This is a genomic window from Aliiruegeria sabulilitoris, from assembly GCF_001558155.1.
GTDB classification, from domain to species: domain Bacteria; phylum Pseudomonadota; class Alphaproteobacteria; order Rhodobacterales; family Rhodobacteraceae; genus Tropicimonas; species Tropicimonas sabulilitoris.
In genome coordinates this window covers 87,047-101,271 of record NZ_LOAS01000021.1, presented here as the reverse complement: position 1 = coordinate 101,271, position 14,225 = coordinate 87,047, and the positions used below count along the sequence as shown (strand labels likewise).

Sequence of the window (14,225 nt, the reverse complement as noted above, 5' to 3'; positions counted from 1 at the left end):
CCGAGATGAACGCGCCCACGTCCGAATATCATTTCAATGTCATGCGTCGCGCGCTGGACGAGATCGATGCCGCGCAGGAGGCGGGCGAGCTTTTGTCGTTGGAAGGGCTGGCCGACCGAATGCACATGAGCCCGGCGCATTTCCAGCGGTTGTTCAGCCAATGGGTCGGCGTGTCGCCGAAGCGCTACCAGCAATACCTGACGCTGGAGCAGGCGAAGGTGCTGCTGCGCGACAGCTTCACCACGCTGGAAGTGGCTGACGCGGTGGGCCTGTCGGGGTCCAGCCGCTTGCATGACATGTTCCTGCGATGGGAGGCGATGACGCCGGGGGAGTATGCCCGCTCCGGGCGCGGGCTCTGCGTCTATTGGGGCCGGTTCGATACGCCCTTTGGCGAAAGTCTCGCCATGGGAACGGAAAAGGGACTCTGCGGGTTGGCCTTCTCCTCCGAAACCGGCCGCGATGTCGCGATGCAGGACATGATCAGCCGCTGGCCGGAGGCGGAGTTCCGTGAGGATCCCGCACGGTTGGCGCCGTGGATGCAAGCCGCTGTCGGCGAGGGAGGCGAGGCCCGACTGCACCTGATCGGTGCGCCGTTCCAGATCAAGGTCTGGGAGGCGCTGCTGCAGATCCCGACCGGCCATGTGACCACCTATTCCGAGATCGCTGGTGCCATCGGTCACCCGCGCGCCGTGCGGGCCGTGGGAACGGCCGTGGGCCGCAACCCGGTCAGCTGGCTGATCCCCTGTCACCGGGCGATCCGCAAATCCGGCGGGCTGGGGGGGTATCACTGGGGGCTGCCGGTGAAACGCGCCCTTCTGGCGTGGGAATCCGCCCGGGCCGATGCCGCGCTCGATGGCCGTGGTGCAGGTGGCGAAACCTCGCCCGGCTGAGCAATCGGGGGCTGCCAAAGCGCTATAACTGGCGTATCACGGGGCAAGAAAAAAAGTCGAAGAGGCTATGAGCATGACCCCCCGTCTTTCCCTGATCGTCCTTGGTGGCGCCGCACTGGCCCTGTCTGCCTGTACCGATCCTTCGCGGCTCGACCCGAACGCCAATTATACCCGCGACACCGCTATCGCTGGCGGTGCCTTCGGTGCCATCGCGGGGCTCGCCGCCAGCGGCGGACAGGCCAAGCAGGCCGTGATCGGAGCGGCCGTCGGGGCCGGAGCCGGCGCGTTGATCGGCAGCCAGATGGACGCCCAGGCCGCCGCGTTGCGGCAATCGATCTCCAACCCGAATATCACCGTTACCCAAGAGGGTGACATGCTGCGGGTGACCATGCCGCAGGACATCCTCTTTGCCATCGACAGCACCGAGGTGGGTGGCGCCTTGCAGGGCGACCTGGCCGCTCTGGCCGGCAATCTCAACCAATACCCGGACACCACTGCCCAAATCGTCGGACATACCGACAACACGGGCGATGCCGCCCACAACCAGGATCTTTCGGTCCGGCGGGCACAGTCGGTTTCGGCTGTTCTGGCGTCGAACGGCGTCGCCGCAAGCCGGTTGTCGGCGAGCGGGCAGGGCGAGGACAACCCGGTCGCTTCCAACCTGACTGAAGAAGGGCGCGCCCGAAACCGTCGGGTCGACATCCTCATTCGCCCGGCCAACACCTGATCCCTTCCGGCGAGGTTGGGGCCTGCGGGCCGGTCAATTCGGCCCGCTCTTGCCTCCGATCTGTATTGGTGGTCAAGTATCCTGACCAATTCAGGTGGTTCAGAGATGCCCTTCACAGCGATCCAGTCGGAAAAGCTCAGCAGAGCGGTTGTCGAGCAGATCGAGAAGCTCATCCTGCGCGGTATCTTGGAACCCGGGGAGCGCCTGCCGGCCGAGCGCGACCTGGCCGAGCGGCTTGCCGTGTCCCGTCCCTCCCTGCGCGAGGCGCTGGCCGAGCTGGAAGAGCGTGGCCTGATCCACCGCAAGGCCGGTGCGGGGATCTTCGTCGCCGAGATCATCGGCGCTGCCTTTTCGGACCCCCTGATCGATCTCTTCTCCCGTCATGACGAGGCGGTTTTCGACTACCTCTCCTTTCGGAGGGACATGGAGGGCCTTGCGGCGGAGCGGGCCGCACGTGTCGGCTCCGATACCGACATTGCGGTGATCAAGGAGATCTTCGCACAGATGGAGCGGGCCCATAGCAATCGATCGGGCGCGGAGGAAGCGCGGCTGGATGCCGATTTTCACCTCGCAATCGTCGAGGCCGGCCACAACATCGTCATGCTGCACATGATGCGCGCGATGTACCGCTTGCTGCGCGAGGGAGTCTTCTACAACCGGCAGGCGCTCTTTCGTCAACGGGTGACGCGCAGCGCGCTGCTGGATCAGCACCGGGCTATCCGCGATGCCATTGCGGTCCGCGATCCGGAAGGTGCGCGCTCCGCGGTAGAGGCGCATCTGGATTATGTCGAAACAGCCATGCTGGACCTGCGGCGCGCCGAGCGCAACGAGGCAATCGCACGGCAGCGGCTGCAGCACACCAGGAACAATTGAACACGGGCTGCGTGGCCATGTCTGGCCGCGAATTCGGAGATTCCGACGATCCATGCTATCGTTCCCTAAGGTCAACCGACCTTCCGTCCAGTGACGGATCATTTCAGGGAGGACGAATATGTTTGCCAGAGTCACGAATTACAAGATGAAACCGGGTTCGCGCGCGGCGGCAACCGAGATCATGAACAGCCTGCGGGGCGATATCATGGCCTTGCCCGGAATGACCCGGTTCATCAACGTGATGAATGACGATGGCAATGGGTATGTCATTGCGCTTTCGACCGAAGAGGCGATGGCTCCGGAGACCGCAAACAAGGTCAACCAACTCTGGGGAGCCTTCGGCGACCACCTCGAAGGGCCGCCGGAACGCGGGTCCTTCCACGTGATCGCGGACTGGACGCCCTGATAAACCGAACACCCTTGTGAACCCGCCAATCTTCTTCTGACCTCGGATATCCTGGGGGGGTGGGGGGGGCCCAAGGAGAACACGGCAGGAGGGATGTCCAATGCCGGTCCTTGCGGTTGGCCAGACAAAAGAAAAAGGCCGGCGCGAGGCCGGCCTTTGTTCAATTTGTCTTGCTGTCAGGTTCAGTGGAACTTGGCGTCCACCACCTTGATGCTCTCGTCGATCAGCGCGGCGGCGTCGCCTTCGTTCATGCCCTTGGCAATGACATCGGCGGCGGCGGCAATCGCCACGTTGATGGCGCTGTCGCGCACTTCCTTGACCGCATTCGCCTCGGCTGAGGCAATCTGGTCCTCGGCGGCCTTCAGGCGGCGGACGATGGATTTCTCCAACTCCACCTTGGCCTGCTTGGCGGCTTCCTCGGCATCAGCCTTGGCCTGCTGCACGATCAGGTCGGCCTGCTCGGACACCTCACGCTGCTTGCGCTCGAACTGGGCCAGAACGGTCTGGGCCTCTTCGCGCAAGGCACGTGCCTCGTCCAGCTCGCTGCGGATCGTGTCGGCGCGCTTGTCCAGCATGCCTCCAAGCAACCCCGGAACCTTGAAATAGACCAACACGCCAATGAAGACGATGAAGGCAATCAAGACGACGAAATTGGTGTTGCCGAGCGAGAAGAAGGGACCCGAGGCGGCAAAGGCCGGCGCGGCGGTGCCCGTCAGGGCAGCACTCAGGATGAGCTTGCGCATCAGGCGTCTCCCTTGATCTGTGCTTCGACGGCCGCAGCCACGGCGCCGGCATCCACCGGACGGCCCAGGCTCGCCACGATCTCTGCGGCGGTGTCGTTGGCCACGGCGTTGACCGCTTCGAGCGCGCTGTCGCGGATCTCGGCGATATGGGCTGCCGACTCGGCCGATTTGGCAGAGATATCGGCATCCGCCTTGGCGGTAGCCAGATCCAGCTGTTCCTTGATCGCGGCGCGGGTTTCCGCGGCGATCTTCTGAGCCTCGGAGCGTGCCTCGGCCAAAGCCTTTTCATAGGCCTTCTCAGCCTCGACCGCCTTGAGCTTCAACTCTTCGGCCGCGGCAATATCGTTGGTGATCGTCCCTTTCCGCTCGGCAAGAACGCCGGCGATACGGGGCAACGCGATCTTGGTCAGAATGAAGTAAATCGCCAGGATCGTGATGATCAGCCAGAAAATCTGGTTCGGGAATGTCGAGAAGTCCAGCTGCGGCATGCCGGCGCCCTCGGCTGCCTGATGCGCAGCGTCCGTGGCTCCGTGTGCAGCGCCTTGCGCGGCGTCCGTCGCTTGTCCCGTTGTGGTTGCGTGGCTGTCGCCTGCCATGCTGTCCTCCTGGATCTGAAGATTCACCAAGGGGGCCGGTTCAGGCCCGCCCCCCTGGCGGCAAGGATCTCAGAAAGGTTTCTTAGACGGCGAACATCAGCAGAAGCGCGACCAGGAACGAGAAGATGCCCAGGGCTTCGGCGAATGCGATACCGATAAAGAGAGTGGCGGTCTGGCTGGCAGCCGCGGTGGGGTTGCGCAGGGCGCCGGCGAGGAAGTTGCCGGCAACGTGGCCAACACCGATGGCGGCAGCGCCGGAACCGATAGCTGCGAGGCCTGCGCCGATATGTGCGAGATCGCCTTCCATGATGATTTCTCCTTGCGATTGGAAGTTGATGTATTTGGTATTCGGGACCTTTGCGCCGCCCTTAGTGGGACGGGTGCAGCGCGTCCTTGAGATAGACGCAGGTCAGAATGGTGAAGACGTAGGCCTGGATGAAGGCCACGAGCAGTTCGAGCCCGTAGATCGCGGTGATGGCCAGGATCGAAAAGGGCGCAATGGCGGTGACGGCGGCGAAGCCCGCGAACACCTTGATCACGGCGTGACCGGCCATCAGGTTGCCTGCCAGACGAATGGAGTGGCTGACGGGGCGCACGAAGTAGGAAATCACCTCGATGATCGCCAGGATCGGGCGCAGTGCCAGCGGCGCGGAGCTCACCCAGAAGAGGCCAAGGAACTTGGTGCCGTTCTTCCAGAAGCCCACGAAGGTTACCGTCAGGAACACCGCCATCGCGAGGATCGCGGTCACCGCGATATGCGAGGTGGTGGTGAAGGACATCGGCAGCAGGCCAAGGAAGTTGGCAGTAACGATGAACATGAAGAGCGTCATGATATAGGGGAAGAAGCCAACGGCATCCTTGCCGGCGACATCCTCGACCATCTTGTAGACAAAGCCGTAGGCAAGCTCGGCGATCGACTGGGCACGGCTGGGAATGATCGCGCGGCCGCGGGTGCCGACAACGAGGATCACCGTGATCGCCAGCACCGACATGGCCAGCCAGAAGGTAACATTGGTGATCGTCAGCATGCCGACATGGTCGCCGCCAAAGAGCGGTTCGACCTTGAACTGGTCCATCGGGTGAATCTGGATGCCACCGCCGCCGTGTGCTTCGTCTGCCACGTCTCAGTCCCTCTTTTCCTCGACAGCGTCCGCCGTCTTCGTTTCCTGTGCAGCGGCCTGGGCCATCTGCTTCTTCTGAACATCCGCAGCGGTTCGCATCATAACGCGCACACCGGCCACGAAGCCCAGCAATATGAACAGCACCAGCAGGAAGGGTTTCGTGCCCAGAAGCGCGTCCAACCCAAGGCCGATGCCAAGGCCGATCACGATACCGGCCACCAGCTCCGTCACCATCTGCCAGGCGAAATTCGCCTGAGAGAGGTCTCCAGCCGGAGTGGCGTCACTTTCCTCGCCCTTGGCGCGTGCGATTTTCTCTTCGAGCTGCCTGAGCCGCTCTCGCTCGCTAGTTTCCGCCAATGGGGGGCACCCTCCAACCGTTGCGTTGGACACTATGCCGGGGGTGTGCTCAGAGTCAATCGGCTATGCTGCACGTGCATTGCTCCCTAAGATTATGAAAAATAATGATAAAAAATACAGGTGCGGATTCCGTTTTGGTTGTTAGCGCATGACAGTCCCGCCTGGGCAAATTCAACCAATCGGTTGATGGTTTCCTGGGCGGGATCGTCCGAAGGCGAGCACTCCAACCGCGCGGCGACCAGATCGGTCGCTGAAGGGGCGCCTCGTGGGTCTTGCGCCCGCTGTCACGCGCGGGCAAGACCGGGCCATGAGCAAGCAACTTCATTACAATGTCCTGCGGCAGATCTTCGAACGCTTCCGCGAGAGCGATCCGGAACCCAAGGGCGAGTTGGAACATACCAACGCCTACACGCTCCTCGTGGCCGTGGCGCTTTCCGCGCAGGCGACGGACAAGGGCGTCAACCGTGCCACGCGGGATCTGTTCGCGAAAGTAGCGACCCCGCAGGAGATGCTCGATCTCGGCGAGGAGACGTTGATCGAGCATATCAAGACGATCGGCCTTTTCCGCAACAAGGCGAAGAACGTGATGAAACTCTCGCGGATCCTCGTGGAGGAGTTCGGCGGTGAGGTTCCCAATTCCCGCGCCGCGCTGGAGAGCCTGCCAGGTGTGGGGCGCAAGACGGCCAATGTGGTGCTCAACATGTGGTGGGGAATGCCGACGCAGGCGGTCGACACGCATATCTTTCGGGTCGGCAACCGGACGGGCATTGCGCCCGGCAAGGATGTGGTCGCGGTGGAGCGCGCCCTCGAGGACAACATTCCGGCCGATTTCGCCCATCACGCCCATCATTGGTTGATCCTGCACGGCCGCTATGTATGCAAGGCGCGCAAACCCAATTGCGGGATCTGCGTGATCGAGGAATTCTGCCAGAAGGACGGCGTCGAATGAGTGCAAAATACCAGGTTGTCGGCATTGGCAATGCCATCGTGGACGTGTTGTCCCATTCCGATGACAGCTTTCTGGATATCATGGGGATCGAGAAGGGGATCATGCAGCTCATCGAAAAGGAGCGCGCCGAGATCCTCTTTGCCGCGATGGATGACCGCCAGCAGGCCCCTGGCGGCTCGGTGGCCAACACGCTGGCCGGGCTCGGCCATCTCGGGCTGAAGACGGCCTTCATGGGGCGGGTGCATGATGACCACCTGGGGCAGTACTATGCCAATGCGCTGACCGCGGACGGGACGGATTTCGTCAACCCACCGGTGCCCAACGGGGAGCTGCCCACCTCGCGCTCGATGATCTTTGTCTCGCCGGATGGCGAGCGGTCGATGAACACCTATCTGGGCATTTCGGCGGAAGTCGGCCCGGGCGATGTTCCCGAAGATGTCGCCAGCGGTGCCGAGATCCTGTTCCTCGAAGGCTACCTTTTCGACAAGGACAAGGGGAAGGAAGCCTTTCTCAAGGCGGCGCGCCTGTGCAAGGCCGGCGGTGGAAAGGCCGGGATCGCGCTTTCCGACCCGTTCTGCGTGGACCGTCACCGTGCCGATTTCCGCGCGCTGGTGGCGCAGGAAATGGATTACGTCATCGGCAACAGCCACGAATGGTGCTCGCTCTACGAGACCGAGGATCTGGAGAAAGCCCTCGCGCATGCGGCGGTGGATTGCGACCTGGTGGTCTGCACCCGGTCCGGCGACGATGTCGTCCTGATCCGGGGCGAAGACCGGGTGGAGGTTCCGGTGCACAGGGTGACCCCCGTGGATGCGACCGGCGCAGGCGACCAGTTCGCCGCCGGATTCCTTTACGGGTTGAGCACCGGGCGGGATCTTGAAACCTGTGGCCGCATGGGCGTGATCTGCGCGACGGAAGTGATTTCCCACATGGGGCCGCGTCCGCAGACGGATACGCACGACCTGTTCCACGCGGCGGGCCTTCTGTAGCAGCCTGTTTCCTGCATTGCTGGCTTGGGAGGCTGCCAACTGCGGGCGCCTTCGGGCTCCAGCGCGCGATAGCGTCCTTCCGAAATTCCTATCGCAATCGAGCGCATCTCCGCTGGCGAGCATCGCCGTGGCGATGTCTTTGCCATCCGTCGTGCTGGTGCCGATCAGCTGGTCCGAGAGACGGCAGGTGACGACCCTGCCTTCGAGGATTCCTGCATCCGGTGACGCGCGGTTTCGGCCTCCTTGCGCGCACACCGGGCGGGCGCCATTCCGTTCAGGCGATCAGAGGCGGACGTCACAGGCGTATCGCCGCGCGCCGCGTAGTCTTTCTCCTGCGAAGCGGCCGGGATCAGGGCAAAGACCGTTGCGAATAGAGGAATTTTAAATACGGTTTCAAATCGCTGAACTCGCAAAGTCTGAAGAATAATAGAGTATTTAACAGGTAGCAGTTCTGCTAGGCAGGGTTGATTTTTTCATTCCCAAATGCGATGCGGCGCGCATGAAAATCGGCGAAGTGATATCCCGCGCTCGGCGCGCGGCCGGCTTGAAGCAAAAGGAGCTGGCAGCGTCGGCGGGCGTCCATGTTCAGACGCTCAAACGGCTGGAAGGCGGCGCCGGCGCCGGGTACTCGACGGTGCGCGCCTTGGAAAAGGCTTTGGGCAAGGCGGGCGCCACCTGGACCGAGACCGAAAACGGCTACGAGCTGCATGTGGTGCTGAAGTCGAAGAAATAGAGACGATCTGCGGATCGTGCCGGTGACGATTGAAGGCCGCTTCGTAGCCTGCCTCCGACAGAGGTTTTTTCGAAAGATGAAGTCGACGGCGTCGCGCAGCGACTTGCGCGCGGAACGCGCGCGAGCCCAAACGGTGGGCGGTGCGACAGCGCCAGAGCCGGAGGGGTCCTCCCCGGTAGGCCCGATCAGCGCCCGAGCTTTGCGTGAACCTCATTGAGGTCTATCTCACCGGTGGGCATCTTGTTGGCCGGGTTTTCGAAATCGTAGCGGAACAGTTCGAAGTCGCGATTGTAGATCTCGTAGACGAGATGCATGGACAGATCGTCGAAATAGTCTTCGACCGGGTGGGCACGTTTCGGTCCGTGCCCTTCGCTTTCGTTGAAACGCGGGATCGTGCTCAGGTCTACCGGATGCGGAAGCGCGAGCCCGTCAAGGACCTGCGCCATGCCTTGGTTGAATTTCTCCGTCCAGACAATTCGGTCATAACGGCCGCCATTGACGATGAAGGTGGAGATATGGCCCGACATGGCCGACCAGTGAATGTCGGGGTCCATCGGGCGACGAAAACGGATCGTGTCGCGGGCAAAGAGCAGGAAACGGCGGAAGCTCTTCACCTGGTCGAAATCGAAATCATCTTCGGGCGAGCCAACCTCCACACCGTATTGTTGCGCGAGTTTGGGCACCAGGTTGCCGCGATAGCGACGGCCATTGCGTTGGATGCCGGCAATCTTGTCGAAAAACGAGGACAGGATGCGCGTATAGGGGTTGCGCACGCAGGTGAAGCTGCGCGAGCGATGCGCTGAGACATTGGCCTCGATCAGCGGCTGGCTCTCCTCTTGTGCCCATTTATGCAGCCCTTCGGTGGAATCGTGGATGTCGCCGTCGAAAAAGCGCCCATGGTCGGAATAGAACATGATCTGGCCGATGGTCGAGCAGGCGCATTTTGGCACCACGCGATAGACCATGCTTTCGCTTTCCGTCATCCAGGTGCCGGGGTATCCCATGGGTTTTTTCCTAGTTTGGGCTCTCTGCTCTGCTCTCTTTTGAGAGATACTCATAAAAAAGCAAACAAACCCTGTCATTTCAATTGGCGTTCGGGCTATCTGGCTTGAACAATGCCGCGCAAGCCCCGAGGATTGTTCTCGAAATGGTACAGATCGCCTATATCCTGCTCTGTCACAAGGATCCTGACGCGATCGTCGCGCAGGCCCGGCGGCTGACGGCGGCGGGCGATTGCCTGTCCATTCATTTCGACGCACGCGCTTCCGCGGCCGATTTCACCAAGATTCGGAGTGAACTGGCCGACAATTCCAATGTCACCTTTGCCGCAAGGCGCCTGAAATGCGGCTGGGGCGAATGGAGCCTTGTCGCGGCATCGCTGGAGGCGATCCGGGCCGCCACCGCCGCCTTTCCGCGCGCCACGCATTTCTACATGCTGTCGGGCGACTGCATGCCGGTCAAATCCGCCGAATATGCCCATGCCTTCCTGGAGGCGGAGGATGTGGATTACATCGAATCCGTCGATTACTTCGATGGCGGCTGGATCAAGACCGGCTTCGTGGAAGAGCGGCTGATCTACAGGCATTACTTCAACGAGCGCCAGCGCAAGTGGCTGTTCTATCGCAGCTTCGAACTGCAGAAATGGCTCGGCCTAAAGCGCAAGGTGCCGCAAGACCTGCAGATGATGATCGGCAGCCAATGGTGGTGCCTGCGCCGGCGGACCATCGAGGCGGTGCTGGATTTCGCCGACAAGCGACGCGATGTCATGCGTTTCTTCGCGACAACGTGGATTCCGGATGAGACCTTTTTCCAGACCATCGTGCGCCACCTGATCCCGCGGCAGGAGATCCGCTCGCGCACGCTGACCTTCCTGATGTTTTCCGACTACGGAATGCCGGTCAATTTCTACAACGACCATCACGATTTGCTGCTGGCGCAGGACGCGCTTTTCGCCCGCAAGATCAGCCCCGAGGCAACGGAGCTGAAGACGCGGCTCGGCAAGCTCTATTCCGCCAGGGGCAAGCAGTTCCAGATTTCGAACGAGGGGCGCAATCTCTTTCACTACCTCACCGGGCGCGGCCGGGAAGGGCGACGCTTTTCCCCGCGTTTCTGGGAGGAAGGCGGGGGCCTTGAGCGCGACAAGGAACTGCTCCTTGTCGTCTGCAAGAAGTGGCATATCGCCAAGCGTCTCATCGCCGAGATGCGTGGGCAGACCGGCCTGCAGGCCGTGGAGTACCTGTTTGCCGAACAGGATGCCGGATTGCCCGAACTCGGCGGGATCGAGACCAGCATCTACAAACGCATGCGGCACCGGCGCGTGCTTGTTTCCATGCTCTTCGGCTATCACGACACGAGCAAGCTCGCACTCTGCCTGGACCCGTCCATGTTCGATATCATCAGCGATTTCGCTGGCGACCGGGCGACGGTGCGTATCCTCGATATCCGTTGCCAGTTCTCCGATGCGTATCTGGTCGGCCATGCCGAGCGCGTGGGGTTGGCTGGGGCAGGCGGCAATGCCGAGACTTTGGCGGAATTGATCGACACGTTACGCCGGGATTTCGCGCAGGAAACAGACCGGATCCGCGACGCCGGGTTCCAGCATCACCATGTGATCGCGCAGGATGCGACGCGGGAACAGAATGCCCTGTCGCTGGCGGCGTTTCTGTCTATACCGAAAGAGACAGCGCTGAAGATTGCGGCGTGTGAGACCCTGTTTGACGACTGAACGGAAGGAGAAGGGTAGGAAATGGCATATGTGTATGACGAGCAGAATATCTTTGCCAAGATTCTGCGCGGCGAGATCCCCAGCAACCCCGTGCTGGAGACGGAACATTCGCTGGCCTTCAACGACATCAACCCGCAAGCGCCCGTGCATGTGCTGGTGATTCCGAAAGGGCCGTATGTCTGCTACGACCATTTTGCCCTCGAAGCCTCCGATGCGGAGATTGTCGATTTCACCCGCACCGTCGGGCGGATCTGCAAGATGCTTGGCGTGCAGGCGGATGCTGCGGGCGACGGTTGCCGCCTGATCGCCAATGCCGGCGCGCATGGTGTGCAGGAGGTTCCGCATCTGCATGTCCATATTCTTGGTGGACGGATGCTCGGACGGATGCTGGCACCCGCGAAGTGATCGCGGCGCCGGCTCGAACGGGCAGGGGGCGTCTCAGTTCTCGCCGATCCGCAGCCGGAGCATCTCCGTTACGATAGAACGGGCGCGTGGCCAGTTCTCCGGCGTGGCGGTAGCGAAATAGTCCAGCCCGGGCGCTGAATTGACCTCGAGAATGGTCGCGCCCTCCATGCCCTTTTCGAGAGCCGGAGCCAGTATGTCCACGCCGGCAAGGCGCAGGCCAAGGCTGTCAGCCGCCCGGATTGCGAGGGCTTCGGCCTCGGCGGGCATATTCCCCGTCCAGTCGCGCAGGGTGCCGCCGGTGGACAGGTTCGCATTGTCCAGCAATCTCTGGCTTTCGCCTTGGCGTAGAATCGTATCCAGGCTGCGACCATCGGCGGCGAGACGCAGACGCAAGCGGGGGTCGTCGGCGGAAATCTTGGCGCCGCGATGTCGTGCCCGCAGCTCCGCGAGCACCACATCGACAAGCTGGGCCAAAGGGGTGGATCCGTCGCCTTTGACCGAGAGCGGGACACGCTCATAGGCCAGCAAGACGCGCCCGTCCAGAACCAGCAACCGGTAGTCCCGCCCGGGCACGCGTCGCTCGACGCGCAGGACGTCGTCGCTGGCAAAGGCCAATCGCAGGTCTGAAAGCAGGTGTTCGCGATCCGTGCACAGGCGGATATCCCGCCCTTCGGAGCCCGTATTTGGCTTGACGATTACCGGCCAGCCCTGCGCCTCGGCAAACTCGGCAGCGGCTTCAGGGCCGGGCAGGCGGGCTGCGGTGTCGGCATTTCGCAGCGCCATGCGGTTCTGGTAGGCGGGGCTGAAGACGATCCTGCCGGCGGGAGTCGGCAGAGTGTCCGCCGCAAGCCAGCGGGCGGTATAGTCCTTGTCGGCTGCGATATGGGCGGCGGCATCGGCATTCAAACCGATTGATTTTCCGAAGATCGGATGGCGCCGGCCCTTCCTGTCAACGATCCGGCCAACGAAACCATATTCGTCGTCCATTTCCAGCGAGATACCGAGCGCTTCAGCCGCCTCGGACAGCATGCGAACGAAGGGCGCCGTGCGCGCCATCAGCTTGCTGTCGGGCCGCGACAAGGACAGCACGGATCAGGCGGCCCGGTGCGCGCCAGCGGTGAGCGCGAGGAAAATGTCCTCCAGCCGCGGATCCTCGGAGGCGACGTCCGATATCCGGATGCCGGCCGCGCGAACGGCGTCCAGCACATCTTCGGCCGATGTCACCCCGCGCCGATAGGAAAGCGCAATAGCTCCTCCGGGGCGGCGCTCGCAGGTCACATCCGTTGGCAGGGGAAACTCCTCGGGCACCGGTCCTTCCGGCTGGATGACCAGCGTCTTTGCATCTAGACGCCCGATCAGGCGGTCCGTGCGGTCATGCGCGATCTTCTCGCCATTATGGATGATGGCGATCTGGTCGCACATCTGCTCGGCCTCTTCGAGGTAATGCGTCGTCAGGATGATCGTCATCCCCTGCTCGTTGAGCTTGCGGACATTGTTCCACAGCATCTGGCGCAGCTCGATATCGACGCCGGCCGTCGGCTCGTCGAGCACCAGCACGTGCGGATTGTGCACCAGCGCTTTTCCCAGCAACAACCGCCGCCGCATGCCGCCCGAAAGGGTTCGCGAATAGGCATCGGCCTTGTCCGTCAGCCCGATCATCTCGAGGATCTCGTCGGTCCGCCGCTCGCGTTTCGGAACCCCGTAGAGTCCGGCCTGCACATCAAGCGCGGCGCGGGCGGTGAAGAACGGGTCGAGATTGAGTTCCTGTGGCATGACGCCGATGGCCGCGCGGCTCTGGCGCGGGTTCACATCCTGATCGAAGCCCCAGATTCGGACACTCCCCGCGGATTTGCGCACCAATCCGGCAAGGATATTGATCAGCGTCGATTTCCCCGCCCCGTTCGGACCCAGCAGGCCGAAAATGGCCCCCTGAGGCACCTGCAGGTCCACCCCTTTGAGCGCTTCCTTGGGCGGTTCGCCCTTGTGGGCGGCGTAGGTCTTGGCCAGTCCTTCGATTTCGATGGCGAATTGGCTCATATGCGGCGCTCCGGCACTTGCCCGCGCACGGGCGTTCCCTATGATGCCGCGAACCTATTCCGAGCCGGGCTGCGCCACAAGGAGCCGCCGGACCAGATTGCCAGGAGCCTGTTCATGTCCGTGATCCCCCAGCCTCCCGAAACCGAGGTCGTAACCGCCAGGCGCGTCTGCTGTGATGGCGGCGAGGGGGCTTTGGGCCACCCCAGGGTCTGGTTGAGCCTGGGCGAGGATGGCGAAGTCGAATGCCCCTATTGCGACAAGAGATTTGTCCTCGAGGGCAAATCCAAGACCTGATCCCATAACGATTGTTGGCTTGGACGGCATGGCTGTCGATCAGCTCCGCGAGCCAAGCCGCCTTTTGCAGGCGCACGCTTTGAGCGCGCGAACGGTCCTGTGGATCGTGCTTCCGGCGGAGGTATTTGGGGGGCGATGAAATCCATTTGGGTTTCTCTTCCATTTTCTACAAATACCTTGAGGCAAGAGCGCGCGGCGGGCAAAGCGCCCCGACTTTATCGGGAACCTTCGTTGGCAGGACGGCATCGGCGCTGTTGTAAGGTTCGGGGGCTGCGCCAAAGGCACTGGCCCACTTCTGCGTATCGCGGTGCCACGCTGCGCAGCATCTGTCGGGCTGGTTCTCCCGTGCAGAACATGTCACCAAAGAACAAGCACTGTTT

Annotated in this window: 18 protein-coding genes; 10 read left to right on the top strand and 8 right to left on the bottom strand. The window is 62.2% G+C overall.

Annotated elements, in window-relative coordinates; translation table 11 throughout:
- Positions 1–5 precede the first annotated feature (5 nt).
- The 4 genes from AX756_RS16975 (at position 6) to AX756_RS16960 (ending at position 2,896) form a co-directional block, all read left to right on the top strand.
- Positions 6–890 (top strand): bifunctional helix-turn-helix domain-containing protein/methylated-DNA--[protein]-cysteine S-methyltransferase, encoded by an 885-nt coding sequence (locus tag AX756_RS16975; RefSeq protein WP_068314268.1) that lies wholly within the window; start codon positions 6–8, stop codon positions 888–890.
- 73 nt (positions 891–963) lie between these two features.
- Positions 964–1,617, top strand: coding sequence for a YiaD family glycine zipper/OmpA-like lipoprotein (locus AX756_RS16970; protein ID WP_068314385.1), 654 nt, complete (start codon positions 964–966; stop codon positions 1,615–1,617).
- Between the two features lie 105 nt (positions 1,618–1,722).
- Entirely contained in the window at positions 1,723–2,490 is a 768-nt protein-coding gene (locus tag AX756_RS16965; protein WP_068314265.1) for an FCD domain-containing protein, read from the top strand.
- A gap of 118 nt (positions 2,491–2,608) precedes the next feature.
- Positions 2,609–2,896: a hypothetical protein gene (locus tag AX756_RS16960; RefSeq protein WP_068314262.1), complete on the top strand. Its 288-nt coding sequence runs from the start codon at positions 2,609–2,611 to the stop codon at positions 2,894–2,896.
- Positions 2,897–3,078: 182 nt separating this feature from the next.
- On the opposite strand, the gene AX756_RS16955 is transcribed toward AX756_RS16960, so the two are convergent.
- The 5 genes from AX756_RS16955 to AX756_RS16935 form a co-directional block, all read right to left on the bottom strand.
- The gene (locus tag AX756_RS16955) at positions 3,079–3,639 is read right to left on the bottom strand and encodes a F0F1 ATP synthase subunit B (RefSeq protein WP_068314260.1); all 561 of its coding nucleotides are present in this window, start codon (positions 3,637–3,639) and stop codon (positions 3,079–3,081) included.
- On the bottom strand, positions 3,639–4,235 hold the full coding sequence (locus AX756_RS16950; protein ID WP_068314257.1) for a F0F1 ATP synthase subunit B': 597 nt from the start codon (positions 4,233–4,235) through the stop codon (positions 3,639–3,641). Before AX756_RS16950 ends, AX756_RS16955 begins: the two co-directional genes overlap by 1 nt.
- A gap of 82 nt (positions 4,236–4,317) precedes the next feature.
- Positions 4,318–4,542, bottom strand: coding sequence for a F0F1 ATP synthase subunit C (locus AX756_RS16945; protein ID WP_068314254.1), 225 nt, complete (start codon positions 4,540–4,542; stop codon positions 4,318–4,320).
- A 61-nt stretch (positions 4,543–4,603) separates the two neighbouring features.
- Complete coding sequence (locus AX756_RS16940; RefSeq protein WP_068314250.1) at positions 4,604–5,356, bottom strand: F0F1 ATP synthase subunit A; 753 nt, start codon at positions 5,354–5,356, stop codon at positions 4,604–4,606.
- Positions 5,357–5,359: 3 nt separating this feature from the next.
- Positions 5,360–5,713: an AtpZ/AtpI family protein gene (locus AX756_RS16935; RefSeq protein ID WP_068314247.1), complete on the bottom strand. Its 354-nt coding sequence runs from the start codon at positions 5,711–5,713 to the stop codon at positions 5,360–5,362.
- A gap of 307 nt (positions 5,714–6,020) precedes the next feature.
- Here AX756_RS16935 and nth point away from each other — a divergent pair, with 307 nt between their 5' ends.
- The 3 genes from nth to AX756_RS16920 all read left to right on the top strand — a co-directional run bounded on the left by nth (position 6,021) and on the right by AX756_RS16920 (position 8,384).
- On the top strand, positions 6,021–6,662 hold the full coding sequence (gene nth, locus AX756_RS16930) for an endonuclease III (protein ID WP_068314243.1): 642 nt from the start codon (positions 6,021–6,023) through the stop codon (positions 6,660–6,662).
- Positions 6,659–7,651, top strand: coding sequence for an adenosine kinase (locus tag AX756_RS16925; protein WP_068314240.1), 993 nt, complete (start codon positions 6,659–6,661; stop codon positions 7,649–7,651). Before nth ends, AX756_RS16925 begins: the two co-directional genes overlap by 4 nt.
- Positions 7,652–8,150: 499 nt before the next feature.
- A complete protein-coding gene (locus AX756_RS16920; RefSeq protein ID WP_068314237.1) occupies positions 8,151–8,384 on the top strand; it encodes a helix-turn-helix domain-containing protein in 234 nt (77 codons plus the stop codon).
- Between the two features lie 185 nt (positions 8,385–8,569).
- On the opposite strand, the gene AX756_RS16915 is transcribed toward AX756_RS16920, so the two are convergent.
- On the bottom strand, positions 8,570–9,388 hold the full coding sequence (locus AX756_RS16915; protein WP_068314234.1) for a sulfotransferase family protein: 819 nt from the start codon (positions 9,386–9,388) through the stop codon (positions 8,570–8,572).
- 143 nt (positions 9,389–9,531) lie between these two features.
- Between AX756_RS16915 and AX756_RS16910 the strand changes: the two genes are divergently transcribed.
- On the top strand, positions 9,532–11,109 hold the full coding sequence (locus AX756_RS16910) for a DUF5928 domain-containing protein (RefSeq protein WP_068314232.1): 1,578 nt from the start codon (positions 9,532–9,534) through the stop codon (positions 11,107–11,109).
- 21 nt (positions 11,110–11,130) lie between these two features.
- Positions 11,131–11,514: a histidine triad nucleotide-binding protein gene (locus tag AX756_RS16905; protein WP_068314229.1), complete on the top strand. Its 384-nt coding sequence runs from the start codon at positions 11,131–11,133 to the stop codon at positions 11,512–11,514.
- Between the two features lie 33 nt (positions 11,515–11,547).
- On the opposite strand, the gene AX756_RS16900 is transcribed toward AX756_RS16905, so the two are convergent.
- Positions 11,548–12,603: a cyanophycin synthetase gene (locus AX756_RS16900; protein ID WP_156461539.1), complete on the bottom strand. Its 1,056-nt coding sequence runs from the start codon at positions 12,601–12,603 to the stop codon at positions 11,548–11,550.
- A 3-nt stretch (positions 12,604–12,606) separates the two neighbouring features.
- Positions 12,607–13,551 carry an ABC transporter ATP-binding protein gene (locus AX756_RS16895; protein WP_068314224.1) on the bottom strand — a complete coding sequence of 315 codons (945 nt, stop codon included), beginning with the start codon at positions 13,549–13,551 and terminating at the stop codon, positions 12,607–12,609.
- Positions 13,552–13,671: 120 nt separating this feature from the next.
- On the opposite strand from AX756_RS16895, the gene AX756_RS16890 reads away from it, so the two are divergent.
- Positions 13,672–13,845: a zinc-finger domain-containing protein gene (locus tag AX756_RS16890; protein ID WP_156461541.1), complete on the top strand. Its 174-nt coding sequence runs from the start codon at positions 13,672–13,674 to the stop codon at positions 13,843–13,845.
- Positions 13,846–14,225: the final 380 nt, after the last annotated feature.

Coding starts and splice junctions, on each gene's coding strand:
- nth (WP_068314243.1), top strand. CDS start 6,021: ATGAGCAAGCAACTTCATTACAATGTCCTGCGGCAGATCTTCGAACGC.
- AX756_RS16960 (WP_068314262.1), top strand. CDS start 2,609: ATGTTTGCCAGAGTCACGAATTACAAGATGAAACCGGGTTCGCGCGCG.
- AX756_RS16975 (WP_068314268.1), top strand. CDS start 6: ATGAACGCGCCCACGTCCGAATATCATTTCAATGTCATGCGTCGCGCG.
- AX756_RS16910 (WP_068314232.1), top strand. CDS start 9,532: ATGGTACAGATCGCCTATATCCTGCTCTGTCACAAGGATCCTGACGCG.
- AX756_RS16945 (WP_068314254.1), bottom strand. CDS start 4,542: ATGGAAGGCGATCTCGCACATATCGGCGCAGGCCTCGCAGCTATCGGT.
- AX756_RS16895 (WP_068314224.1), bottom strand. CDS start 13,551: ATGAGCCAATTCGCCATCGAAATCGAAGGACTGGCCAAGACCTACGCC.
- AX756_RS16905 (WP_068314229.1), top strand. CDS start 11,131: ATGGCATATGTGTATGACGAGCAGAATATCTTTGCCAAGATTCTGCGC.
- AX756_RS16925 (WP_068314240.1), top strand. CDS start 6,659: ATGAGTGCAAAATACCAGGTTGTCGGCATTGGCAATGCCATCGTGGAC.
- AX756_RS16965 (WP_068314265.1), top strand. CDS start 1,723: ATGCCCTTCACAGCGATCCAGTCGGAAAAGCTCAGCAGAGCGGTTGTC.
- AX756_RS16970 (WP_068314385.1), top strand. CDS start 964: ATGACCCCCCGTCTTTCCCTGATCGTCCTTGGTGGCGCCGCACTGGCC.
- AX756_RS16950 (WP_068314257.1), bottom strand. CDS start 4,235: ATGGCAGGCGACAGCCACGCAACCACAACGGGACAAGCGACGGACGCC.
- AX756_RS16915 (WP_068314234.1), bottom strand. CDS start 9,388: ATGGGATACCCCGGCACCTGGATGACGGAAAGCGAAAGCATGGTCTAT.
- AX756_RS16920 (WP_068314237.1), top strand. CDS start 8,151: ATGAAAATCGGCGAAGTGATATCCCGCGCTCGGCGCGCGGCCGGCTTG.
- AX756_RS16955 (WP_068314260.1), bottom strand. CDS start 3,639: ATGCGCAAGCTCATCCTGAGTGCTGCCCTGACGGGCACCGCCGCGCCG.